The sequence below is a fragment of the Pseudomonas sp. NFACC02 genome (assembly GCF_900110765.1).
Lineage (GTDB): Bacteria > Pseudomonadota > Gammaproteobacteria > Pseudomonadales > Pseudomonadaceae > Aquipseudomonas.
Window position 1 is genome coordinate 1 of record NZ_FOEO01000042.1, and the last position, 24,073, is coordinate 24,073.

22 protein-coding genes and 1 pseudogene are annotated in these 24,073 nt (G+C 60.3%); 10 read left to right on the forward strand and 13 right to left on the reverse strand.

Annotated elements, in window-relative coordinates; genetic code table 11:
* Positions 1-493: 493 nt before the first annotated feature.
* Positions 494-820, reverse strand: a complete 327-nt coding sequence (locus BMY73_RS23100) for a DUF1820 family protein (protein ID WP_062384926.1) — start codon at positions 818-820, stop codon at positions 494-496.
* Positions 821-949: 129 nt separating this feature from the next.
* Here BMY73_RS23100 and miaB point away from each other — a divergent pair, with 129 nt between their 5' ends.
* The 5 genes from miaB to lnt all read left to right on the forward strand — a co-directional run bounded on the left by miaB (position 950) and on the right by lnt (position 6,465).
* On the forward strand, positions 950-2,278 hold the full coding sequence (gene miaB, locus BMY73_RS23105) for a tRNA (N6-isopentenyl adenosine(37)-C2)-methylthiotransferase MiaB (RefSeq protein ID WP_062384924.1): 1,329 nt from the start codon (positions 950-952) through the stop codon (positions 2,276-2,278).
* A gap of 294 nt (positions 2,279-2,572) precedes the next feature.
* Positions 2,573-3,577 (forward strand): PhoH family protein, encoded by a 1,005-nt coding sequence (locus BMY73_RS23110; protein ID WP_092410031.1) that lies wholly within the window; start codon positions 2,573-2,575, stop codon positions 3,575-3,577.
* On the forward strand, positions 3,570-4,070 hold the full coding sequence (ybeY, locus tag BMY73_RS23115) for an rRNA maturation RNase YbeY (protein ID WP_092410033.1): 501 nt from the start codon (positions 3,570-3,572) through the stop codon (positions 4,068-4,070). Before BMY73_RS23110 ends, ybeY begins: the two co-directional genes overlap by 8 nt.
* A gap of 5 nt (positions 4,071-4,075) precedes the next feature.
* On the forward strand, positions 4,076-4,918 hold the full coding sequence (locus BMY73_RS23120) for an HlyC/CorC family transporter (protein ID WP_074757034.1): 843 nt from the start codon (positions 4,076-4,078) through the stop codon (positions 4,916-4,918).
* A 26-nt stretch (positions 4,919-4,944) separates the two neighbouring features.
* Positions 4,945-6,465 carry an apolipoprotein N-acyltransferase gene (gene lnt / locus BMY73_RS23125; RefSeq protein ID WP_092410035.1) on the forward strand — a complete coding sequence of 507 codons (1,521 nt, stop codon included), beginning with the start codon at positions 4,945-4,947 and terminating at the stop codon, positions 6,463-6,465.
* A 124-nt stretch (positions 6,466-6,589) separates the two neighbouring features.
* On the opposite strand, the gene BMY73_RS23130 is transcribed toward lnt, so the two are convergent.
* Together BMY73_RS23130 and BMY73_RS23135 are read right to left on the reverse strand one after the other, a co-directional pair.
* Positions 6,590-7,351, reverse strand: coding sequence for a YdcF family protein (locus tag BMY73_RS23130; protein WP_092410037.1), 762 nt, complete (start codon positions 7,349-7,351; stop codon positions 6,590-6,592).
* An 86-nt stretch (positions 7,352-7,437) separates the two neighbouring features.
* Positions 7,438-7,821 carry a hypothetical protein gene (locus BMY73_RS23135; RefSeq protein ID WP_062384908.1) on the reverse strand — a complete coding sequence of 128 codons (384 nt, stop codon included), beginning with the start codon at positions 7,819-7,821 and terminating at the stop codon, positions 7,438-7,440.
* Positions 7,822-8,122: 301 nt separating this feature from the next.
* Here BMY73_RS23135 and leuS point away from each other — a divergent pair, with 301 nt between their 5' ends.
* The 5 genes from leuS to BMY73_RS23160 all read left to right on the forward strand — a co-directional run bounded on the left by leuS (position 8,123) and on the right by BMY73_RS23160 (position 14,334).
* The gene (gene leuS / locus BMY73_RS23140; protein ID WP_092410039.1) at positions 8,123-10,729 is read left to right on the forward strand and encodes a leucine--tRNA ligase; all 2,607 of its coding nucleotides are present in this window, start codon (positions 8,123-8,125) and stop codon (positions 10,727-10,729) included.
* Between the two features lie 87 nt (positions 10,730-10,816).
* Entirely contained in the window at positions 10,817-11,422 is a 606-nt protein-coding gene (gene lptE, locus BMY73_RS23145) for an LPS-assembly lipoprotein LptE (RefSeq protein WP_062384904.1), read from the forward strand.
* 42 nt (positions 11,423-11,464) lie between these two features.
* The gene (gene holA / locus BMY73_RS23150) at positions 11,465-12,502 is read left to right on the forward strand and encodes a DNA polymerase III subunit delta (protein WP_092410041.1); all 1,038 of its coding nucleotides are present in this window, start codon (positions 11,465-11,467) and stop codon (positions 12,500-12,502) included.
* Between the two features lie 250 nt (positions 12,503-12,752).
* Positions 12,753-12,911 (forward strand): alternative ribosome rescue factor ArfA, encoded by a 159-nt coding sequence (gene arfA, locus BMY73_RS23155; protein WP_062384898.1) that lies wholly within the window; start codon positions 12,753-12,755, stop codon positions 12,909-12,911.
* Between the two features lie 88 nt (positions 12,912-12,999).
* Entirely contained in the window at positions 13,000-14,334 is a 1,335-nt protein-coding gene (locus tag BMY73_RS23160) for a lytic murein transglycosylase (RefSeq protein WP_092410043.1), read from the forward strand.
* A gap of 214 nt (positions 14,335-14,548) precedes the next feature.
* Here BMY73_RS23160 and lipA read toward each other — a convergent pair whose 3' ends face one another.
* The 10 genes and pseudogenes from lipA to rsfS all read right to left on the reverse strand — a co-directional run.
* Complete coding sequence (gene lipA / locus BMY73_RS23165; protein WP_062384893.1) at positions 14,549-15,589, reverse strand: lipoyl synthase; 1,041 nt, start codon at positions 15,587-15,589, stop codon at positions 14,549-14,551.
* Position 15,590: 1 nt separating this feature from the next.
* A complete protein-coding gene (gene lipB, locus BMY73_RS23170; RefSeq protein ID WP_092410045.1) occupies positions 15,591-16,238 on the reverse strand; it encodes a lipoyl(octanoyl) transferase LipB in 648 nt (215 codons plus the stop codon).
* A complete protein-coding gene (locus tag BMY73_RS23175) occupies positions 16,238-16,513 on the reverse strand; it encodes a DUF493 domain-containing protein (RefSeq protein WP_092410047.1) in 276 nt (91 codons plus the stop codon). Before BMY73_RS23175 ends, lipB begins: the two co-directional genes overlap by 1 nt.
* Before the next feature lie 96 nt (positions 16,514-16,609).
* The gene (locus BMY73_RS23180) at positions 16,610-17,770 is read right to left on the reverse strand and encodes a D-alanyl-D-alanine carboxypeptidase family protein (RefSeq protein ID WP_062384882.1); all 1,161 of its coding nucleotides are present in this window, start codon (positions 17,768-17,770) and stop codon (positions 16,610-16,612) included.
* A gap of 195 nt (positions 17,771-17,965) precedes the next feature.
* Positions 17,966-19,003 (reverse strand): septal ring lytic transglycosylase RlpA family protein, encoded by a 1,038-nt coding sequence (locus BMY73_RS23185; protein WP_092410049.1) that lies wholly within the window; start codon positions 19,001-19,003, stop codon positions 17,966-17,968.
* Positions 19,003-20,013, reverse strand: coding sequence for a lytic murein transglycosylase B (gene mltB, locus BMY73_RS23190; protein ID WP_092410051.1), 1,011 nt, complete (start codon positions 20,011-20,013; stop codon positions 19,003-19,005). Before mltB ends, BMY73_RS23185 begins: the two co-directional genes overlap by 1 nt.
* Positions 20,014-20,054: 41 nt before the next feature.
* Positions 20,055-21,158 (reverse strand): rod shape-determining protein RodA, encoded by a 1,104-nt coding sequence (gene rodA / locus BMY73_RS23195; RefSeq protein WP_167362106.1) that lies wholly within the window; start codon positions 21,156-21,158, stop codon positions 20,055-20,057.
* A 31-nt stretch (positions 21,159-21,189) separates the two neighbouring features.
* Positions 21,190-23,091 (reverse strand): penicillin-binding protein 2, encoded by a 1,902-nt coding sequence (gene mrdA, locus BMY73_RS23200; protein ID WP_062384874.1) that lies wholly within the window; start codon positions 23,089-23,091, stop codon positions 21,190-21,192.
* A 31-nt stretch (positions 23,092-23,122) separates the two neighbouring features.
* Positions 23,123-23,590 carry a 23S rRNA (pseudouridine(1915)-N(3))-methyltransferase RlmH gene (gene rlmH, locus BMY73_RS23205; RefSeq protein ID WP_062384870.1) on the reverse strand — a complete coding sequence of 156 codons (468 nt, stop codon included), beginning with the start codon at positions 23,588-23,590 and terminating at the stop codon, positions 23,123-23,125.
* A 9-nt stretch (positions 23,591-23,599) separates the two neighbouring features.
* Positions 23,600-23,977, reverse strand: a pseudogene (rsfS, locus tag BMY73_RS23210) (ribosome silencing factor); the annotation flags it as partial.
* Between the last annotated feature and the right edge of the window lie 96 nt (positions 23,978-24,073).

Below are 24,073 nucleotides of genomic sequence, written 5' to 3' on the forward strand. Positions count from 1 at the left end.
GGATCTGCGCATGCGGGGTGACAGGGAGATCGAGTCGTCTGATTTTGCTACCGCTGCGCGGCAGATCGCGGGGCAAGCCACGCTCCTACAAGGTGGTGTGCGAAGGATTGATGCACGCATCAAAGAATGCGAGGAGCGTTAGCTCCAGCCAGCATTGCTATTGTACGCGACAGTCCAGACACCACAAAACGCGACTTGGGTGCAGGCCAAACGCAGACGACGCGCAGTGGGCCGAGCGGCATGGATGCCGCGAGAGCGCTGCCAGGACATGGATGTCCGTTCAGCGCGGGCCCACGGAGCGTCGTCGGAGTGCGGGTACCCGACGCAGGAGGGCCAAGCCGGGAGCAAAGCGTTTTTGGTCACTTTTGGCTGGGCCGGCATTCCGGGCGCTTTTGCCAAAAGTGACCCGCTGTAAGAGCGGAACCATAATCCGCCGTTACCGCAGCAACGGATATTCACACCATCCAGCAGCCAACACCAAAAACCAAAAAACCTACTTATCAGGCATCGGCATCGGAAACGGCATCACATTCCCGGTCTGACGCGCCTCGCTGATCTTCGCCGTCCCCATCCGCTCAACCTCATCGATACGCACAATCGAATGCATCGGCACGAAACTGCGTACCACACCGTCGAACTGCGCCTTCAACTTCTCTTCGCTGGGGTCCACCACCACCGTCGTGCGCTCACCAAAGACGAACTCCTCGACCTCCAGAAAGCCCCACAGATCACTTTGATAGATCTGCTTGGCGTACATCTCGTACACCTGACCCTGGTTGAGAAAAATCACCTTGTAGATTGGAGCTTCGCGTTTGGTCATAACAGGCAGGCAATGATCGGGGTTTGAAAAAGGGCGCGAACTATAGCATGCCGCTCGGTAGACGACGCTAGGAACCCGAGGCCTTGGTCACTATAATGCGCGGTTCTTTGAATCACCTGATGAACCCGCATGGCCAAGAAGCTTTACATCGAAACCCACGGTTGCCAGATGAACGAGTACGACAGCTCGCGCATGGTCGACCTGCTGGGCGAACATCAAGCACTGGAAGTCACCGCTCGCGCGGAAGATGCCGACGTCATCCTGCTCAACACCTGCTCCATCCGCGAGCGGGCGCAGGACCGTGTCTACTCCCAGCTTGGCCGCTGGCGCGAACTGAAACTGGCGAACCCGGACATGGTGATCGCCGTCGGTGGTTGCGTGGCCAGTCAGGAAGGCGCGGCGATTCGTGATCGCGCGCCTTACGTGGACGTGGTCTTCGGCCCGCAGACCCTGCACCGCCTGCCGGACATGATCGACGCGGCGCGCGTGACCCGCCTGCCGCAAGTCGACGTGTCATTTCCGGAAATCGAGAAATTCGACCATCTGCCCGAACCCCGCGTCGATGGCCCGAGCGCTTATGTTTCGGTCATGGAAGGCTGCAGCAAATACTGCACGTTCTGCGTGGTGCCCTACACCCGCGGCGAAGAGGTCAGCCGCCCGTTCGATGACGTCATCACCGAGGTTTTCCATCTGGCGGAAAACGGCGTGCGCGAAGTGACGCTGCTGGGCCAGAACGTCAATGGTTATCGCGGCACGACCCACGACGGACGCGTTGCGGACCTGGCTGAGCTGATCCGCGTGGTGGCGGCCATCGATGGCATCGACCGCATTCGCTACACCACCTCGCACCCGCTGGAGTTCTCGGACAGCCTGATTCAGGCCCACGCCGAAGTGCCCGAACTGGTGAAACACCTGCATTTGCCGGTGCAATCAGGGTCGGACCGCATTCTGGCGGCGATGAAGCGTAACCACACGGTGCTCGAATACAAATCGCGCCTGCGCAAACTGCGCGCCGCAGTACCCGACATCTGCATCAGCTCGGACTTCATCGTCGGCTTCCCCGGCGAAACCGAGAAAGATCACCAGCAAACCATGAAGCTGGTCGAGGATGTCGGCATGGACTTCTCGTTTTCCTTCGTTTACAGCGCTCGCCCTGGCACGCCCGCAGCGGACCTCGCCGATGACACTCCGGAAGACGTGAAGAAGGCACGACTGAAACAGCTGCAGGACCTGATCAACCGTCAGGGCTTCGAAATCAGCCGCAAGATGGCGGGCACCGTGCAGCGCATTCTGGTGACCGATTACTCAAAAAAAGACCCGGGCGAGTTGCAAGGCCGTACCGAGAACAACCGCATCGTCAACTTCCGTTGCGACAACCCGAAGCTGATCGGCCAGTTTGCCGACGTGTACATCGACAGCGCGCAGCCGCACTCGCTGCGCGGGTCGTTGTTGCAGTAACGCCGAAAAGCTACAAAAGCGACGCACTACGCCAATAGGCGACGCCGGGAAGGCGCTATACCTTGTCCCGCAATCTGCCGGAAACCGGCAGCAAACCCGGATACCCGGTTACATCTGGCATTCAGAGGTAGCTGAGGTTGCTGCCGCTGCGCGCCAGATCGCGGGACAAGCCACGCTCCTACAGGTTGTATCGCAACGCCAATCCAACCATTAGTAAGTGAGCCCTTTCGGACACTGCCCACAGGGGTTATCCTTCCTTTCACCTTCATTGCCGTCGGGCGGCTAAAAACCACTTTGAACGCACCTATCGAACCACATCGTTTCAGCCTCGAACCTATCGAGGCACACCGCTTCGCCAATCTGTGCGGGCAATTCGACGAGCACTTGCGCCTGATCGAACAGCGCCTGGACATCGAGATCCGCAATCGCGGAGGCCAGTTCGAGATGATCGGCGAACGAAAACAAACCACTTCGGCAGAAAACCTGCTGCGTCGGCTGTACCGGGAAACCAAAAGTACCGAGCTGTCGCCAGACATGGTGCATCTGTTTCTCCAGGAATCCGGCGTTGAAGAGCTGGACAATCACCCTGCCGCCGAAGTCGGCGTAGCCCTGCGTACCAAAAAAGGCATGATTCGCCCTCGTGGCCTGAATCAGCAGCGGTACGTGAAGGAAATCCTCGCCAACGACATCAACTTCGGCATCGGGCCAGCCGGTACCGGCAAGACCTACCTTGCCGTGGCGGCCGCTGTCGACGCGCTGGAGCGAGAGCAGATCCGGCGCATCCTGCTGGTGCGTCCGGCAGTCGAAGCGGGCGAAAAGCTTGGCTTCCTGCCCGGCGATCTGGCGCAGAAGATCGACCCTTACCTGCGACCGCTCTACGACGCGCTGTACGAGATGCTGGGCTTCGAATACGTGGCCAAGCTGATCGAGAAACAGGTCATCGAAGTCGCGCCGCTGGCCTACATGCGTGGCCGGACGCTCAATAACAGCTTCATCATTCTCGACGAAAGTCAGAACACCACGGTCGAGCAGATGAAGATGTTCCTGACCCGTATCGGCTTCGGCTCAACGGCGGTGATCACCGGTGACATCACCCAGATCGACCTGCCCAAAGGCACGAAGTCGGGTCTGACCCATGTCATCGAAGTGCTCAAGGACGTTCCTGGCATCAGCTTCACTCACTTCAAACCCAAGGACGTCGTGCGCCACCCGCTGGTGCAACGCATCGTCGAGGCGTACGAACGGTTTGAAGAGCGCAGCGACCAGAATGGCTCACGGGACAACCGCCGCGATGCTTGAGCTGGATCTGCAGGTCGCCAGTCAAGCCAGTGCGCCGAGCGAAGCCCAATTCCGCCTCTGGTGTGAAATGGGCCTGCGCCAACGCTCGGCTGATTCAGAGATGACCATTCGGCTGGTCGACGAGGCCGAAGGCCGCGACCTGAATCACACCTGGCGTCACAAAGACTACGCCACCAACGTGCTGTCGTTCCCGGCCGATGTACCCGATGAGCTCCTGGATATCCCGTTACTGGGCGATCTGGTGATCTGCGTCCCTGTCGTCGCCCGCGAAGCCGCCGAACAGGGCAAGGCGCTGGATGCACACTGGGCGCACCTGGTGATTCACGGCTGTCTGCATTTGTTGGGCTACGATCACATCGACGATGACGAAGCCGAAGAGATGGAAGCACTGGAACGAGAGTTGCTTGCAGAGTTGGGCTATCCGGATCCCTACGCCGACGATGAAAACGTCGACACCCCCCATACAGAAACACCAGGCAAGGACCACGAGTAAGGGCTATGAGCGAAGACCGATCGAGCAACGGGCAAAAGTCATGGTTGGGCAAACTGACCCAGGCATTTGCCCATGAGCCGAAAAACCGCCAGGAGCTGCTTGAGCTGCTGCGCGAAGCCCATCAAAACAAACTGCTGGACAGCGAGGCGCTGGCCATTGTCGAAGGTGCCATTCAGGTCGCAGACCTGCAGGTGCGCGACATTATGGTGCCTCGCTCCCAGATGATCAGCATCAAGGCCAGCCAGAGCCCTCGTGAATTCCTGCCGGCGGTGATCGATTCGGCGCACTCGCGCTACCCGGTGATCGGGGAAAGCCACGACGACGTGCTGGGCGTGCTGCTCGCCAAAGACCTGCTGCCCTTGATCCTCAAGGACAACGGCGGCGCTGGCGACGTGAAGAATTTGCTGCGTCCGGCGACGTTCGTGCCGGAATCCAAGCGATTGAACGTGCTGCTGCGTGAGTTCCGCGCCAACCACAACCACATGGCCATCGTCATCGACGAATACGGCGGCGTGGCGGGCCTGGTGACGATCGAAGACGTGCTGGAGCAGATCGTCGGCGATATCGAAGACGAACACGACGTCGAGGAAGACAGCTACATCAAACCGCTGCCCAGCGGCGACTTCCTGGTCAAGGCGCTCACGCCAATCGAAAGCTTCAACGAGTTCTTCGACAGCGAATTCTCCGATGACGAATTCGACACGGTCGGCGGTCTGGTGATGAATGCGTTCGGGCACCTGCCCAAGCGTAATGAAATCACCGAAATCGGCGCGTATCGTTTCCGCATTCTGAATGCCGACAGCCGCCGTATTCACTTGCTGCGACTGAGCCCGATCTCCCGCTCGTAAGGTCTTATCCCTAATAAGGAATGTAAATGCGCTGGATCACCCGCCCCGGCTGGCCCGGTAACCTGCTGGCCATGGTGGCCGGCGCGCTGATCACCCTGGCGTTGGCGCCGTTCGATATCTGGCCACTGGCGATCGTTGCGCTGGTGGTTTTTTATCTCGGGCTGCGTGACCTCAAACCTCGCCAGGCCCTGTGGCGAGGCTGGTGTTACGGTTTCGGCCTGTTCGGCGGCGGCACCAGCTGGATCTACGTCAGCATCCACACATACGGCGAAGCACCGGTCTGGCTTGCCGTTTTCCTCATGGTGCTGTTCTGCGCCTCCGTCGCGTTCTTCTTCGCCCTCCCCGCCTGGCTGTGGGCGCGCTGGATCCGTCGCAACGAAGCGCCGCTGGCCGATGCTCTGGCGTTCGCTGCACTGTGGTTTGGTCAGGAAATGTTTCGTGGCTGGTTTCTGACCGGCTTCCCCTGGCTTTATTCCGGTTACAGCCAGCTCGATGGACCGCTGAAAGGCCTCGCCCCGCTCGGCGGAATGTGGCTGATCTCCTTCAGCCTGGCACTGACCGCGGCACTGCTGTGCAACCTGCATCGCCTGCGCGCACGTCGAAGCTTTCTGGCCGCCGCCGTTGCTTTATTACTGGCACCCTGGGTGATCGGTGTGGCACTCAAGCATCACGCCTGGACCGAGCCGTCCGGCGATCCACTGAAAGTCGCCGCCATGCAGGGCAACGTCGAGCAAAGCATGAAGTGGGACCCGGCGGCCCTGAATGCCCAACTCGCGCTCTATCGAGACATGACGTTCAGCGCCCGAAAAGCCGATCTGATCATCTGGCCGGAAACGGCAGTGCCCGTTCTCAAGGAGCAAGTTGAAGGCTACCTGTCGGTGATGGGGAAGTTTGCGGCAGAACGCGACTCGGCCTTGATCACGGGCGTGCCGTTGCGCCAGAAAGGCGGCCATGGCGAATATCGCTACTACAACGCGATTACCGTGGTCGGCGAAGGCGACGGTACTTACCTGAAACAGAAGCTGGTCCCGTTCGGCGAGTACGTGCCCTTGCAGGATCTCCTGCGTGGGCTGATCACGTTCTTCAACCTGCCCATGTCGGACTTCGCTCGCGGACCGGCCGAGCAGCCACTGCTGCAGGCCAAGGGTTATGAGATTGCGCCTTTCATTTGCTATGAGGTGGTGTATCCGGAGTTCGCAGCCGGTCTTTCCGCCCAGAGCGACTTGCTGCTGACGGTGAGTAACGACACGTGGTTCGGCACCTCCATTGGCCCACTGCAGCACCTGCAGATGGCGCAAATGCGTGCGCTGGAGGCTGGCCGCTGGATGATCAGGGCGACCAACAACGGCGTCAGCGCGCTGATCGACCCGTTCGGCAAGATCACCACCACCGTGCCGCAATTCCAGCAAGCCGTGATGTACGGCGAAGTCACGCCGATGCAGAACCTGACGCCTTACCTGCATTGGCGTTCGTGGCCGCTGATCACGCTCTCGGTGCTGTTGATCGGTTGGGCGCTGGTGGCGAGCCGGATTGCAAAAACCGTTTAGCCGTTAGCGCGAGACGTTGCAGGAGCGCGCTTGCCCGCGATGCGTCGGTAAATCCGACACAACGATGTAGCCGGAAATATTCATCGCGGGCAAGCGCGCTCCTACAGACTGGAGAGAAGCCGTATTACCGGTAAAACAACCGATACCCGATCAATCCCGCCACTTCGTTCAACAATTGCCCGTTCTGCCAGACCGCCTTCGACTCAGGCACCCAGCCGCCAAACGGCCGCGCGTTGTCCACGCTCAAAAATCCCACTGGCGCCGGGACCACGCTGAATCCCGCCTTTTCGAAACTCCACACCGAACGCGGCATGTGCCAGGCCTGGGTCACCACCACCACACGTTTGATCCCCTGCGGCAGCAGGATCGCGGCGGTCATGTTGGCGTTTTCCCATGTGGTGCGGCTCTCGGCTTCCTGCCAGCGAACATTCACGCCGAAGTCGTCGCGCAACGAATCGGCCATGATTGCTGCTTCACTGGGCGGCTCACCATAATGCAGGCCGCCCGTCGTCAGAATCGGCAGACCGGAGGCCTTTGAAAGCCTGGCTGCAAAGCGCATTCGCTCCAGCGCCACGCCAGTCGGGATATCGCTGCCCCACGTCGGGTCCCTTCGCTCTCGCCCGGACCCGAGCACCACAATGGCGTCCGCGCGCCGGGCCAGATCGGCCCATTGATCCTGCGGCAACGGCGGGATGCTTTCGAGGCCGCGCGCCGACCACTGCACCACGATGGGCAGGCTCATGGCCAACATTCCGACAAACCCGATCGCAAACAGCAGACGCGCCAGACGCGGCCTGCGACTTCTCAGCCACCAGGCAAGCCCCAGAAGAAGCAGGAAGATGCCGGGTGGCAACAGCAGGTTTTTGATCACGTAGCGAAAAGGCATCGGGCATCTCCAGAAGATGCCCGAAGCCTAAAAGGATTGACGCTAAGCAACAATGCTTAATCAGACGGGGTCATTGCCCGTGAAGGTTAACGCTTGAAATGTTTGGTGGAACTGTAACGACGCAACTTTGCCGACACATTGGCGCGACGCTGGTCCTTCAGCCAGATGACATTGGCTGAAGGGTGCGGGGCGCGCATCGGCTCCGAAGGCTCCCGTGAAGTGGTGGAACTCCCCTTCGTTGTGGTCAGTGAATCCTCTTTTACAACGACGTCCTTCTTTTCTGGACAAGCATCCAGATACGCCTCGATGAACTGGAATTCGGCTTGGCTCAATCCACGCAACTCCAGTTCAACGGGGCATTCATTGCGAAGCCGGACTGATGTTTTCGCCATGTCCAGGGCAAGCCCCAGACGATCAATCAAACGGTCATACAGATCAGGTTTCTTTACTTGGTGCCGCAGCTCTGCCATCCGTTCACCTCACTGAAGATAAACACATACCCTCGTCACTGAGCTTAGCGGCACTGCAAAAACCGGCGCGATGCCGCGACCAACGGCGGCTCCCGGGGCTTATGCGGCGATCTACGACAATCTTGGTTTCCCTCGATCCTTCGGCCTCATGTATGCTACGGCGCTTTCCTGTAATTCCACTTCGGCTGACCCGGCCCCGAACCCGTCGCACCGCCAAAGGCTCAGCCAGGCAAGCGAATGGGTCCGCCCAGGGAACGCAGCGAAGCGGTCAAGGGTCACCCATTTCTAGCCAAAAGTAGCCATGCACGAACTCTATCAGCCCCGCGAAATCGAAGCCGCCGCTCAGTCGTTCTGGGACGAGCAAAAGTCCTTTGAAGTCAGTGAACAGCCAGGCAAGGAAACCTACTACTGCCTGTCGATGTTCCCTTACCCAAGCGGCAAGCTGCACATGGGTCACGTGCGTAACTACACCATCGGCGACGTTATCTCCCGCTATCAGCGCATGCTCGGCAAGAACGTCCTGCAACCGATGGGCTGGGACGCCTTCGGGATGCCGGCGGAAAACGCCGCCATGAAGAACAACGTGGCGCCGGCCAAGTGGACCTACGAAAACATCGCCTACATGAAGACTCAGCTGCGCAGCCTGGGTCTGGCGGTTGACTGGTCGCGCGAAGTCACCACCTGCAAGCCCGATTACTATCGCTGGGAACAATGGCTGTTCACTCGCCTGTTCGAAAAGGGCGTGATCTACCGCAAGAACGGCACCGTGAACTGGGACCCGGTCGACCAGACCGTGCTGGCGAACGAGCAAGTGATCGACGGGCGCGGCTGGCGTTCGGGCGCGGTGATCGAAAAACGCGAAATTCCGATGTACTACTTCAAGATCACGGCCTACGCCGATGAACTGCTGGAGAGTCTGGACGAGCTGCCGGGCTGGCCTGAGCAGGTCAAGACGATGCAACGCAACTGGATCGGCAAATCCCGTGGCATGGAAGTGCAGTTCCCGTACGACCATGACTCCATCGGAGAAGCCGGTGCGCTGAAAGTCTTTACCACCCGTCCTGATACCTTGATGGGCGCCACCTATGTCGCCGTCGCAGCCGAGCACCCGCTCGCGACACTGGCCGCGCAAAACGATCCTGAGCTGCAAGCGTTCATCAACGAATGCAAAAGCGGCAGCGTCGCCGAAGCCGACGTCGCCACCCAGGAAAAGAAAGGCCTGCCAACCTCCCTATTCGTCGAGCACCCGCTGACTGGCGAAAAATTGCCGGTGTGGGTCGCCAACTATGTGCTGATGCACTACGGCGACGGCGCTGTCATGGCCGTACCGGCGCACGACGAGCGCGATTTCGAATTTGCCACCAAGTACAACCTGCCGATCAAGCCGGTGGTCCGCACCAGCGCGGGCGACACATCCCCCGCGCCATGGCAGGACGCTTACGGTGAGCACGGTCAACTGATCAACTCCGGTGAGTTCGACGGCCTGGACTTCGCGGGCGCATTCGATGCCATCGAAGCGGCACTGATCAAGAAAGAACTCGGCAAGTCGCGCACCCAGTTCCGCCTGCGTGACTGGGGTATCAGCCGCCAGCGCTACTGGGGCTGCCCGATTCCGATCATCCACTGCGACGCCTGTGGCGACGTGCCTGTGCCGGAAGATCAACTGCCCGTCGTCCTTCCGGAAGACGTGGTGCCGGACGGCGCAGGTTCGCCTCTGGCGCGCATGCCCGAATTTTACGAGTGCAACTGCCCGAAATGCGGGAAGCCCGCCAAACGCGAAACCGACACCATGGACACGTTCGTCGAGTCCTCGTGGTACTACGCACGCTATGCGTCGCCGCACTTCGAAGGCGGCCTGGTCGAGAAATCCGCAGCCGACCACTGGCTGCCGGTGGATCAGTACATCGGTGGCATCGAACACGCGATCCTGCACCTGCTCTACGCCCGCTTCTTCCACAAGCTGATGCGTGACGAAGGCCTGGTGAGCTCCAACGAGCCGTTCAAAAACCTGCTGACCCAAGGCATGGTGATCGCCGAAACCTACTATCGTCGCGAAGCCAACGGTGCCTACACCTGGTTCAACCCGGCGGAAGTCGAGCTCGAGCGCGACAGCAAGGCCAAGGTCATCAGCGCCAGACTGATTGCAGACGGCCTGCCGGTCGAGATCGGCGGCACTGAGAAGATGGCCAAATCGAAGAACAACGGCGTCGACCCACAGTCGATGATTGACCAGTTCGGCGCAGACACCTGCCGCCTGTTCATGATGTTCGCTTCTCCTCCCGACATGAGCGCGGAATGGTCCGACTCGGGCGTCGAAGGCTCACATCGGTTCCTCAAGCGTGTCTGGCGTCTGGCGCAAGCGCACGTGACGCAAGGCTTGCCGGGCAAGCTCGACATCGCCAACCTGAATGAAGAACAGAAAGCCGTTCGCCGCTCGATTCACCTGGCTATCAAGCAGGCCAGCCACGACGTCGGGCAGAACCACAAATTCAACACCGCCATCGCTCAGGTCATGACGCTGATGAACGTGCTGGAAAAAGCCGCGCAAGCCACCGAACAGGATCGCGCGCTGGTTCACGAAGGTCTGGAAACCGTGACCTTGCTGCTGGCGCCTATCACGCCGCACATCAGCCATGAACTGTGGACCCGACTGGGCCATTCCGATGCGGTGATCGATGCGCCCTGGCCCGTTCAGGATGACAGCGCACTGGTTCAGGACAGCCTGACACTGGTTGTTCAGGTCAACGGCAAGCTGCGCGGCCAGATCGAAATGCCGGCCAGCGCCAGCCGGGAAGACGTCGAAGCAGCGGCACGGACCAATGAAAACGTCCTGCGCTTCATCGACGGCCTGACGATCCGCAAAGTGATCGTGGTGCCCGGCAAACTGGTGAATATCGTCGCTAGCTGATGGGATCGCGCGCCCGGTTCGCCGGGCGCCAGACATACTTCCAGGACCCGCACTTCGGGCTCAAACGGATTCAAGGGGAGCAACAAGATGATCAAACGCAATCTGCTGGTAATGGGCCTCGCTGTCTTGCTGAGCGCCTGCGGTTTCCAGCTGCGTGGCACCGGCACCAACGCCTTGTCGATCAAGGAACTGGACGTCAGCGCACGTGATGCCTATGGCGAGGTCGTGACTCAACTGCGTCGGACCCTGACCAACAGCGGTGTGCACGTCTACACCGGCGCGCAGTACAAGCTGTTCCTGGCCCGCGAAGACGAAACTCAACGCGCCGCCAGCTACGCAGGCTCTGGTCGCTCGGCTGAATACGAGCTGACCACCGTGCTGAAATACGAAATCCAGGGCAGCAAAGGCGTTGTGCTGCTGGATGACAACGTGCAATCGACCAAAACGTTCGTTCACGACGGCAACAACCTGATCGGGTCGGACCAGGAAGCCGATCAAGTCCGCAAGGAAATGCGCAACGACCTGGTGCAGAAAATGATCGCCCGTCTGCAGCAGCTGACACCTGAGCGCCTGGACGAACTGCAAGCCAAGGCGGACGCCGCTGCCCGTGCGCAAGCCGATGCGGAAGCCGCAGCTCAACGGATTCGCGACGAGACACCGCAACAGTCTCCCGTCGAAATCCCGACCAAGTGATGGCGCTGGGGCCGGTTCGCCGGTCCCAACCTCTTCTGACCCATGAAACTCGCCCCCGCCCAACTCCCCAAACACCTCCAGGGTACGTTGTCGCCTGTGTACATCGTCAGCGGCGATGATCCGCTGCAATGCCAGGAGGCCTGCGACGCCATTCGTGCTGCGGCCAGACAGCAGGGCTTCGATGAGCGCCAGGTCTTCAGCGCCGATTCGAACTTCGACTGGGGCACGTTGCTGCAGGCGGGCGCGAGCATGTCGCTGTTCGCCGAACGTCGCCTACTGGAACTGCGCCTGCCGTCTGGCAAACCCGGCGATAAAGGTGCCGCGGCACTTCTGGAATACTGCAACCGCCCTGCCGAAGACACGCTGCTGCTGATCAGCCTGCCCAAACTCGACGGTGCGGCACAGAAAACCAAATGGGGCAAGGCGCTGGTCGAAGGCGCGCAAACCCAGTTCGTGCAGATCTGGCCGGTGGATGCGAGCCAGTTACCCCAGTGGATCCGCCAACGGCTTTCGCAAGCAGGCCTGGCAGCCAGTCCCGACGCCGTCGAACTGATCGCCGCCCGGGTAGAAGGCAACCTGCTGGCAGCGGCGCAGGAAATCGAGAAGCTCAAGCTGATGGCCGAGCAGGGTCAGATCACCGTCGAAACCGTGCAGGCCGCCGTTGCAGACAGCGCGCGCTTCGACGTGTTCGGGCTGACCGATGCCATTCTCAATGGTGAAGCCGCCCATGCACTGCGGATGCTCGAAGGTCTGCGCGGCGAAGGCGTTGAGCCTCCGGTGATTCTCTGGGCGCTGTCTCGTGAGCTGCGCGTGCTCGCCAACCTGGCCTTGCAATACAGCCAGGGCGTGCCTCTGGACAAGGCATTCAGCCAGGCACGGCCGCCCATCTGGGACAAGCGCAAGCCGCTGATGAGCAAGGCGCTGCAACGGCATTCCGCGCGTCGCTGGGCTCAACTGCTGATGGACGCGCAGCACATCGACGCGCAGATCAAGGGCCAGGCGCAAGGCTCGGTGTGGAACAGCTTGAGCCGATTGTCTCTGCAAATGGCGGGACAGCGGTTGGCGTTGCCATCGGAATGATTCACACCACCCCCTTTGTAGGAGCGTGGCTTGTCCCGCGATCGGCGACGCAGTCGTCGCCAATTCGAACGGCGCGGTGTGTCAGCCAAGCTGCATTTGCCTGATCTTGCGACGGGTTCCCCGCCGATCGCGGGACAAGCCACGCTCCTACAGGGAGCACATCTAACCCATAGCGCAGATCAATTAGACCTTCGCGCCCATCTGTCCGATCATCACCGCCGCTTCATCCCCCCACCGAGAGAGACCTGCCATGAGCAAGCCAAAGAAACGGCCGAACAAGGCCAAATCCATCATCGCCCAGCCCCTGTTCCGCAGCCGTCAGGAACAACCCGCCAAGGGCAAAGGCAGCTACCGCCGCGAAGCCTTCCAGTCGAAAAACTGGGAGGCTTCTTCCGTTATGGCGGCCTGAAAACACTTCAGGTTACTGACTGGCACCCCGCCAGCCTGGTCAGCATGTTAAGGTCTGCACCTTACGGTTTATACCTGTGGACCCCAGAATGCCCTTTAGCTTTCCCCGTCGTTGGCCTGTTCGCCAACTGATCGCCGCCTCCAGCCTCTCCGTACTGGTCGCCTGCGCGGAACAACCTACCGCTGCCGTCGCCACGCCTCTCCAAGCCGCTCCTCTCAATGTCGCCAAAGCGTCGCCTTCCGCGCCGTCTGCCGTGGCCCAGCCTGACGACGCCAACTTTGAAATTCTGCCTGCGATGAGCTTCAGCGAGTGGCAGAACATGTTTCGCGCGCAAGCGTTGAATGCGGGTATTCGTCCTGACGTGTTCGACCGCGCTTTTGCCGGCGTCACACCTGACATGAGCGTGGTCAAAGCCGATCGCAGCCAACCGGAATTCACCCGTCCGGTCTGGGAATACCTCGACAGTGCAATGTCTGCCGTGCGCGTACGCAAAGGCCAGGCGTTGCTGGCGCAGTACGCGGACGCCCTCACGGCAATCGAGCAACGCTACGGCGTGGACCGCCAGGCACTGATCGCGGTGTGGGGCATGGAAAGCAGCTTCGGTCAGTTCCAGGGTACGCAATCGGTGATCCGTTCACTGGCAACGCTGGCCTATGAAGGCCGGCGCCCACAGTTCGCCCAGGATCAACTGATCGCGGCCTTGCAGATCATTCAGCACGGCGACATCGATGCGCCGAGCATGCTGGGCTCATGGGCCGGGGCGATGGGACAGACGCAGTTCATTCCCACGACCTACAACACCCACGCCGTGGACTTTGACGGTGACGGCCGCCGCGACATCTGGAACTCACCACTGGATGCCTTGGCGTCCACCGCGCACTACCTGCAAAGCTCGGGCTGGCAGAAAGGCCAACCGTGGGGCTTTGAAGTGCAACTGGCGCAAGGTTTCGATTACGCCCTGGCCGACGCGTCGACGCGCAAGACCATCGCTGAATGGCAACAGTTGGGCATGAAGCTCCCCAACGGCTCGGCACTACCGGCCAATCTGTTGCAGCAGCAAGCCGCCTTGCTGCTGCCAGCGGGCCACAAAGGCCCCGCCTTCCTGGTCATGGACAACTTCCGGGCGATTCTCAAATACAACAACTCATCCTCTTACGCATTGGGCATCGGACTGTTGTCGGAGCGCTTTACCGGTGGCGGCTACGTAATGGGCCAATGGCCACGCGGTGACCGTCCTCTGAGCCGTTCCGAGCGCATCGAACTGCAAACCCTGCTCTCGGCCCGCCAATACGACGCCGGCGCTCCCGACGGGATCATCGGCGCCAATACCCGCAAGGCCATCCGTAGCGCCCAGCAATCCTTTGGCTGGCCCGCCGATGGCTATCCGACGCAAGAGCTGCTGGACAGCCTCAGAAGGCCCTAAACATCGGCTGTAGGAGCCGGCTTGCTGGCGAATGCGGTGCGTCATTCAGCAGTGTCGTATCTGACTCACCGCGTTCGCCAGCAAGCCGGCTCCTACAAGAGGACCTGACGCGAAGCACGGTCAGCGTTCATAGCGCGTTGTTGACGTGCAAACAAAAACGGGCCGGATATTGCTATCCGGCCCGTTCTTTTTTGCGCGTCGATAACGCTAGCGATCAGCCCGCCGTCAGCAACGACTTGGTCAGCTTCGCCTGCTCGTCGGCGTGGTACGAGGAACGCACCAGCGGCCCCGACGCGACGTTCTTGAAGCCCATCTTGTAACCTTCTTCGGCGAACCAGGCGAAGGTGTCCGGGTGTACGAAGCGCTGCACTGGCAGGTGGCTGCGCGAAGGCTGCAGGTATTGGCCCAGGGTCAGCATGTCGATGTTGTGCTCGCGCATGCGCTGCATCACTTCGATCACTTCCTCATCGGTTTCGCCCAGGCCCAGCATCAAGCCGGATTTGGTCGGTACGTGAGGGACCATTTCCTTGAAGCGTTGCAGCAGGGTCAGCGACCACTGATAGTCCGACCCCGGGCGCGCAGCCTTGTACAGGCGCGGCACGGTTTCCAGGTTGTGGTTGAACACGTCTGGCGGCGTTGCAGCGGTGATTTCCAGTGCGATGTCCATACGGCCACGGTAATCCGGCACCAGCGTTTCCAGTTGCACGTTCGGCGACAGGGCGCGGATCTCGCGGATGCAGTCAGCAAAATGCTGAGCGCCGCCGTCACGCAGGTCGTCGCGGTCAACCGAGGTGATCACCACGTATTTGAGTTTCAGGTCGGCAATCGCGACGGCCAGGTTCTTCGGCTCGTCAACGTCCAGCGCTTTCGGGCGGCCATGGCCCACGTCGCAGAACGGGCAACGACGGGTGCAGATGTCGCCCATGATCATGAACGTCGCGGTCCCCCCGGAGAAGCACTCACCCAGGTTCGGGCAAGAAGCCTCTTCGCACACGCTGTGCAGCTTGTGCTTGCGCAGCAGCGCCTTGATACGGTCGACCTCAGGCGAAACGGGAATACGGACACGGATCCAGTCCGGCTTTTTAGGCAATTCCACCGTCGGGATAATCTTTACCGGGATGCGCGCGACTTTTTCCGCGCCACGCAGCTTCACACCCGCTTCAACTTTTGGACGCGCGGCACGCTCAGGCGTTGCCACGGTCGCTGTCGGGATCAGGGTTTGCACGGCATCTGCCGTCTCATGCGCAGTAGTCATATCAATCGATTCCGCCCGTTAGGGTCGTCTGCTCAGCGTAGTCGAGGTGTTTGACGAGCTGCGCACGCAGCCGGGCACTAACCTCGGCAAATTCAATCGGGCCTGCCTGTTCGCGCAGCTGGGTCATCGCCAGCCCCGCATACCCGCAGGGATTAATCCGTTTAAACGGGTCCAGATCCATGTCGACATTCAGCGCCAGTCCATGAAATGAACAGCCATTACGGATACGAAGGCCCAGGGACGCGATTTTCGCCCCGTCGACGTAGACCCCCGGTGCTTCGGGTTTGGCTGCCGCCGTTACGCCGTAACTGGCCAGCAGGTCGATCAGGCTGCGCTCGATCCGCGTGACCAGCTCGCGCACGCCATAACCCAGGCGACGAACATCCAGCATCAGATAAGCCACCAGTTGACCGGGGCCATGATAAGTCACTTGGCCACCGCGATCGACCTGTACCACCGGAATATCACCCGGAAGCAGCAGATGCTCGGGTTTTCCGGACTGTCCCTGGGTGAAAACCGGCGGGTGCTGCACCAGCCACACTTCATCGGGCGTGTCGCGGTCACGTCCGTCCGTGAACCGCTGCATGGCTTGCCAGGTGGGCTCGTAGTCGATCAATCCAAGATCGCGAAAGCCCAGACAACCGCCCATCAAAGCACCATGTGCACTTTACCCGTAGCGCGCAAATCGCTGTTAATGTCGTAAAGCTGATCCTGGCCTGTAGCGACAATATGCAACTGCAAGGTGGTGTATTTGCCGTTGCTGCTCTGGCGCTCGGCCACTTTTTCATCATTGATCGTTGCGTGCTTGGCGACGATCGCAATGACCTGGTCTTTGAACCCGACGCCGGTGTCGCCGATGATCTTGATCGGATAATCAGTGCAAGGGAATTCGATTTTCGGTGCTTTTACTTCGGAATCTGTCATGGCAGTGACGGCCTCGTAAGCCGGAAAACGGACAGTCCCCCACCGCGATGGCGGCAGGGGCGTACGGAGCAACGATCAATCAGTGATCAATCGCGATCAGTTGAACAGACTGTAGAAGAACATGCGAATGCTGTCCCACAGGCGGCGGAAGATACCACCTTCTTCGACTCCGTCCATGGCGATGAGATTAGCGGTGCGAACGACTTTGTCGTCCAGCTTCACTTCAACCTGACCGATGACGTCGCCCTTGGCGATGGGCGCAACCAGTTTCGGGTTGATGGTCATGCTGGCCGTCAGCTTCTTCATCTCGCCCTTCGGCATGGTCATGGACAGATCATCCGCCAGACCGGCCTTGACCTGACGCTCGGTGCCTTTCCAGACAGGCGCCTGAGCCAGTTCGGTGCCCTTCTGATAGAAGGTCTGGGTTTCGAAGAAACGGAAACCATACGTCAGCAGCTTCTGGGTCTCCGCTGCACGAGCCTGCTCGCTGTTGGTGCCGAACACCACGGCAATCAGACGCATGCCGTCACGAACGGCCGAGGACACCATGCAATAGCCGGCTTCTTCGGTGTGACCGGTTTTCAGACCGTCGACGGTCTTGTCACGCCACAGCAGCAGGTTGCGGTTTGGCTGTTTGATGCCGTTCCAGAGAAACTCCTTTTGCGAGTAGATCGCGTAGTGAGCAGGGTCTTCGTGGATGATCGCACGCGCCAGAATCGCCATGTCATGGGCGGTGGCATAGTGATCAGGGTTCGGCAGGCCGGTAGGGTTCATGAAGTGGCTGTTGACCATCCCCAGGTCAGCCGCCGTCTTGTTCATCATGTCGGCGAACGCGTCTTCGCTGCCGGCAATGTGCTCGGACAGTGCAACGCTGGCGTCGTTACCGGACTGGATGATAATGCCGTGCAGCAGGTCGCTGACCGTAACCTGACTGCCCACCTTGATGAACATCCGCGAGCCGCCGGTACGCCAGGCGTTCTCGCTGACGGTGACCGGGTCGTTCTCACCGATCTGGCCACGGCGGATTTCCAGCGTAGCGATGTACGCGGTCATCAGCTTGGTCAGACTGGCGGGCGGCAGACGCTGATCACCGTTGTTTTCGACCAGAACGTTGCCACTGTTGGCATCCATCAACACGTAAGCCTTGGCAGCCAGTTGAGGTGCCGACGGCGTCATCTGTTCTGCTGCGAACGCGACAGGTGCGGTGAATAGCGGGATTAACAGGCAAAGGCGTTTTGCAAAGGTGGTGATGTTCATCCGTCTCTCGAAAATGCTAATGGGCAAACATGCCCTTGCGGGCAAAGCGGTGGTGCCGGGCTACCCCGGCAAACGGGCTCACATTCTACAGATGAACCCGTGAAAAGCTGCTGACAACGCATGCTCTGGCGGCAAGTCGCTTGCCAGGCAGCCTCGATTCGACCCCGTTACCAGGAGCGAATCACTGGTCTGACGTCACTGATCCGATGTAACCACGCTTGGCGAGCCAAGGTTGGCCGACCTTACGCTGTTTTGCAGTTGCTGGGCTTCACCCGGCGTGTCGACCGGCCCCATCCGTACGCGGTAGAGCGTCTGTTGATTGCGCGCTATCGAACTCACGAAAACCGGGGCTCGAACCATCCCGCTCAGTTTCGACCTCAGGAGTTCCGCAGCGTCCGGGTTGGCGAAGGCTCCCACCTGGAGAAACAGCCCAGACGCTTGTCCGGAAGCGTTTTTTTTTGCGTCGATCGGGACCGGCGACACCGGCGCGGCGTGCTGAGCCGGTGGCGGTGTCCACTGTTCGATGGTGCCCGCCGATGCGGTGATCACTGGCGCTGCGACCGGTGGCGCCTGTCGTGGCGCAGGATTGCTCGCAACCTGAGGCTGATCGAGCATCAACGGCGCAGGCTTGCCGCGCTGCGCCCAATATTGCGCAGGGTCGATGCCTTCGACCTTGACCCGAGCGGTGCCGATTTCGGCATAACCCAGCTTTTTCGCCGCCGCGTAGGACAGGTCGATGATGCGATCCGAATAGAACGGCCCGCGATCGTTGACCCGCAGGATCACCGAGCGGTTATTGTCCAGGTTGGTGACGCGCACGTAACTGGGCAGCGGCAGCGTTTTGTGCGCGGCGCTCATGCCATACAGGTCATACACTTCACCGTTGGCCGTGTTCTGACCGTGGAATTTGGTGCCGTACCAGGAAGCAGTCCCGGTCGCGATGTAATGACTGGAGTCGCTGAGCGGGAAATAGGTCTTGCCCAGTACGGTGTACGGGTTGGCCTTGTACGGGCCGGTATGCAGGGTCGGCACGGCATCGGGAATACGCGAAACGTCAACGTCCCACCACGGCGCACCGTCTTTGTGGGCACGGTTGATGTCCAGTCCTGGTTGCGCGCGGATGATGTTGCCCTTCTGGACGGTCGGTCGACTGGTGGAGCAACTGACGACCAGCAATGCCAGCGCCGCGAAGGCCATCAACTTCAATGGTTGTTGCATCGGCAATGACCGCATTACTTGACGCCCCGAGCTTGAACTAGCATTTCAGACAGCTGATGCACGGCCATGGCGTACATCACGCTGCGGTTGTAACGCGTGATAGCGTAAAAATTCTTCAGACCCATCCAGTATTCAGGGCCATTGTCGCCTTCGAGGCGAAACGCCGTGACTGGCATATCATCGCGCAGCGCATCATGACTCGCCCACCCCAAGGCTCGCAACTCCCCAACGGTCTTCACTGGCTCGATTCCCGGGCTCAATCCCTCATCGACCCGATCACCGCTCACACTGGCCCGGCTGACCACCGGCTCACCGGCGACCCAGCCATGACGCTTGAAGTAGCTGGCGACACTGCCAATGGCATCATCCGGATCGTTCCAGATATTGATGTGACCATCGCCGTCGAAATCCACCGCATACGCGCGAAAACTGCTCGGCATGAACTGGGGCAACCCCATCGCGCCCGCGTACGAACCTTTAACGGTCAGCGGGTCAACCTGCTCCTCGCGAGACAGCAGCAGGAACTCACGCAGCTCCTTGCGGAAGAATTCGGCACGGGGAGGATAGTCGAAACTCAGCGTCGATAAAGCGTCGATTACCCGGTAATTTCCGGTATTACGCCCAAAAAAGGTTTCTACGCCGATGATCGCGACGATCACCTGGGCGGGCACGCCATACTCTTGCTCGGCACGCGCCAACGTTGCCTCGTGCTGTCGCCAGAAGTCTACGCCCCGCGCGATGCGCGCGTCGGTCAGGAACATCGGACGGTAATCTTTCCATGCTTTGACCCGCTCGGCCGGCCGGGAAATCGCGTCGAGAATCGACTGTTTGCGCTCAACATTACGAAACACTTCGATCAATTGCTCGCCTGCGAATCCATAATCCCGGGTCATGTCACTGACGAACTGGGCGACCTGAGGAGAGCCCTCATAGTCACCCGCAAGCGACTCCTGCACTGAACCGAGGATGCCCATCAGACCGACCAGCGGCACATATCGAGCAGCCCAGCCACGCACTACTTGCATTGAGTTCCTGACCTTAAAACCTGAGCGGTTATCCACTTTAATCAAACCTGAGCGATCCACTTGCGATGAGTATGGATCGACATCAAAACCCCAAACGCTGACAGCAGCGTCACCAGCGAAGTTCCGCCATAACTAATGAAGGGCAACGGCACGCCCACCACCGGCAGCAAGCCGCTGACCATACCGATGTTGACGAAAACATACACAAAAAATGTCATGGTCAGACTGCCCGCGAGCAGCTTGCCGTAGAGCGTCTGCGCCTGAGCCGTGATGACCAGACCGCGACCGATCAGCAGCAGGTAGATCAGCAACAGGGCACAGATACCCACCAGACCGAACTCCTCGCCCAGCACGGCAATGATGAAGTCGGTGTGGCTTTCCGGGAGGAAATCCAGGTGAGACTGGGTGCCCAGCAACCAGCCCTTGCCAAAGACCCCGCCTGAGCCGATCGCGGCCTTGGACTGAATGATGTTCCAGCCGGTGCCCAGCGGATCGCTCTCGGGGTCGAGGAACGTCAGGATGCGCTGCTTCTGATAGTCGTGCATGAAGAAGAACCACATCGCCACCGCAACCGGCACCGCCGCCGCGATCACGCTGATGATCCAGCGCCAGCGCAGGCCCGCCATGAACAATACGAAGGTCCCGGACGCCAGAATCAGCAACGAGGTGCCAAGGTCCGGCTGACGCACGATCAAAATGAACGGCAGCCCGATCAATCCGAGGCTGACAGCCACATGCTTCAGATGCGGAGGCAGAGTGCGCTTGGACAGGTACCAGGCGATGGTCGCCGGCATGATGATCTTCATGAATTCCGACGGCTGGAAACGGATCACGCCGGGAATGTTGATCCAGCGCGTCGCGCCCATGGCGTTGTGGCCCATGACGTCCACCGCCACCAGCAACAGCACGCCGAAGACGTAGGCGATCGGCACCCAGCGGGCCATGAAGCGCGGCTCCAGCTGCGCGATCACAAACATCGATACCAGCCCGATGCCGAACGAGGTGGCCTGCTTGATCAGCAGATCCCAGCTCTTGCCGCTGGCGGAATACAGCACGAACAGGCTGCCCGCCGCCAGTGTCAGCAGCAGGATCAGCAAAGGGCCGTCGACGTGGATTTTCTGCAGGAAGGTGGCGCGACGGCGCATCACATCTTCGCTGGAGAGGATGCGGTCGAAATTACTCTTCACGGGCCGCGGTCTCCGGAGGCAGTGTATTGCTGGCGTATTCGGGTTTCAGATGACCCTGAGGGTCCAGAAGCCAGGCATCCATGACCTGACGCACGACAGGTGCAGCGGCGCCGGAGCCCGATTCACCGTTTTCAATCATGACCGCCACCACGATTTTCGGGTTGTCGGCCGGCGCAAAGCCAACGAACAACGCGTGGTCGCGGTGGCGCTCCTGCACCTTGGAGCGGTCGTACTTCTCACCCTGACGGATTGCGACGACCTGCGCCGTACCGCTCTTGCCCGCGATGCGGTATTGCGCGCCGATGGCCGCTTTACGCGCGGTACCACGGGCCCCGTGCATCACCTGTTGCATGCCGTGGTTGACCTTGGCCCAGTCCGACGGGTCGCGCAGGACGATATCGGGCATCGGGTTTTCATCCACCGGTTTCTGGCCTTCGATGGTCCTGGCCAGATGCGGACGGTTCCATTTGCCCTTGTTCGCCACCAGCGCTGTAGCCTGAGCCAGTTGCAGTGGCGTGGCCTGCATGTAGCCCTGGCCGATACCGAGGATCAATGTTTCGCCCGGGAACCACGCCTGACGCCGAGTGACGCGCTTCCAGTCACGGGACGGCATCAGACCGGGCGACTCTTCGAACATGTCCAGTGAGACCTTTTGCCCGATGCCGAACTTGTTCAGGTAGGTCGACAGCCTGTCGATGCCGACCTTGTGCGCCAGGTCATAGAAATAGGTGTCGTTGGACCGCATGATCGCCGTGTCCAGATCGACCCAGCCGTCACCGGTGCGGTTCCAGTTACGGTATTTGTGATCGTAGTTGGGCAGCATGTAGTAGCCGGGGTCGAATACTCGAGTACTGGCCGTCACCACGCCCGTGTCGAGGCCGGCGATGGCCACGGCAGGCTTGATGGTCGAACCCGGCGGGTACAGCCCCCGCAGGATACGGTTGAACAGCGGACGATCCACCGAGTCGCGCAATTCCGAGTAAGCCTTGAAGCTGATGCCCGTGACAAACAGGTTCGGGTCGAAGCTTGGCTGGCTGACCATCGCCAGCACTTCGCCGGTGTTCGGGTCCAGCGCCACCACGGCGCCACGACGTCCGGCCAGGGCGGTTTCCGCGGCTTCCTGCAACTGAATATCGAGGCTCAGCACAATGTCCTTGCCCGGCACCGGATCGGTTCGTTTCAGGACCCGCAATACCCGGCCGCGCGCATTGGTCTCGACTTCCTCGTAGCCCACCTGACCGTGCAGTTCGGGCTCATAGAACCGCTCGATCCCGGTCTTGCCCATGTGATGGGTGCCGCTGTAGTTCACCGGATCGAGACTTTTCAGCTCCTTCTCGTTGATGCGCCCCATGTACCCCACCGAGTGCGCGAAATGCGCGCCTTGCGGGTAGTGTCGAATCAACTGCGCGACCACTTCCACGCCCGGCAGGCGGAACTGATTGACCGCGATCCGGGCGATCTGCTCCTCGGTCAGCTCGAACAGGATCGGCACCGGCTCGAAGGGACGGCGCCCTTGTTTCATGCGTTTTTCGAAGATGATCCGGTCATCCGGTGTCAGCTCCAGCACTTCGACGATCGTATCAAGGACCTTGGCCCACTCACCGCCCGCGCGCTCGCGAGTCATGCTCAGGTTGAAGCTGGGCCGGTTGTCCGCGATCACCACGCCATTGCGGTCAAAGATCAGCCCACGACTCGGCGGGATCGGTTGCACGTGCACCCGATTGTTTTCCGACAGGGTCGAGTGATAGTCGTACTGGATCACCTGCAGAAAATACAGGCGCGCCACCAACACGCAAATCAGCACGATGACGGCCACGGCACCGACCACGACTCGGCTGCGCACCAGACGTGCGTCCTTTTCGTGGTCTTTCAGGCGAATCGGCTGAGACATTTAGGGCGTGTTCACAGTGAAGGCAGCAGCGCTACTTGTGATAAGGGTGACCGGACAACACCGTCCAGGCACGATAAATCTGCTCACCGATGAGAATGCGCACCAGCGGGTGCGGCAATGTCAGCGGCGACAAAGACCAACGCTGCTCGGCACGGGCACAGACTTCCGGCGCCAGCCCTTCCGGGCCACCGACCATCAGGTTGACCGTACGCGAATCCAGCCGCCAGCGGTCAAGCTCGACCGACAACTGCTCCGTGCTCCACGGCTTGCCGTGCACTTCGAGGGTGACGATCCGTTCGCCCGGCTGCACTTTCGCCAGCATGGCCTCACCCTCCTGACGGATCAGGCGTGCCACGTCGGCGTTTTTGCCACGGGTGTTGAGCGGAATCTCTACCAGTTCCAGCGCCAGTTCGGATGGCAGACGCTTGGCATATTCGTGCCAACCCTCTTCCACCCATTTGGGCATGCGTGAACCGACAGCAATCAGACGCAGACGCACGATGAGCCCTTATTGTTGCTCTTTGTTCAGCTTGGTGAAGTGCTCATGCGCGACTTCCGGGCTGTGGTGTGCAGCACTGGCCGAACGGCTTTGCTCGGCACCGGCCCACAGACGCTCCAGGTCGTAGAACTGGCGTGCCGAGGCGGTCATCATGTGCACGATCGCGATGTCCAGGTCCAGCAGCACCCAGTCGCTGTCGCCCTTGCCTTCTTCGCCCAACGGCTTGAGACCTTGCTTTTTGACCTCTTCGCGAACCTTGTCGAGCATCGCGTTGATCTGGCGGTTGGAAGTACCGGTCGCGATGATCATGTAGTCAGTGATGCTCTGCTTGTCGCGCACGTCCAGCACCTGGATGTCCTGCGCCTTCACGTCTTCCAGGGCATCGGTGATCACTTTGATCATCGGGTTTTCAATCACTGCATCTTTGTTCGTCATATAAAACTCATTCAGCTCGTATGTTTGGGTATTTCTTCGCGCTCTCGG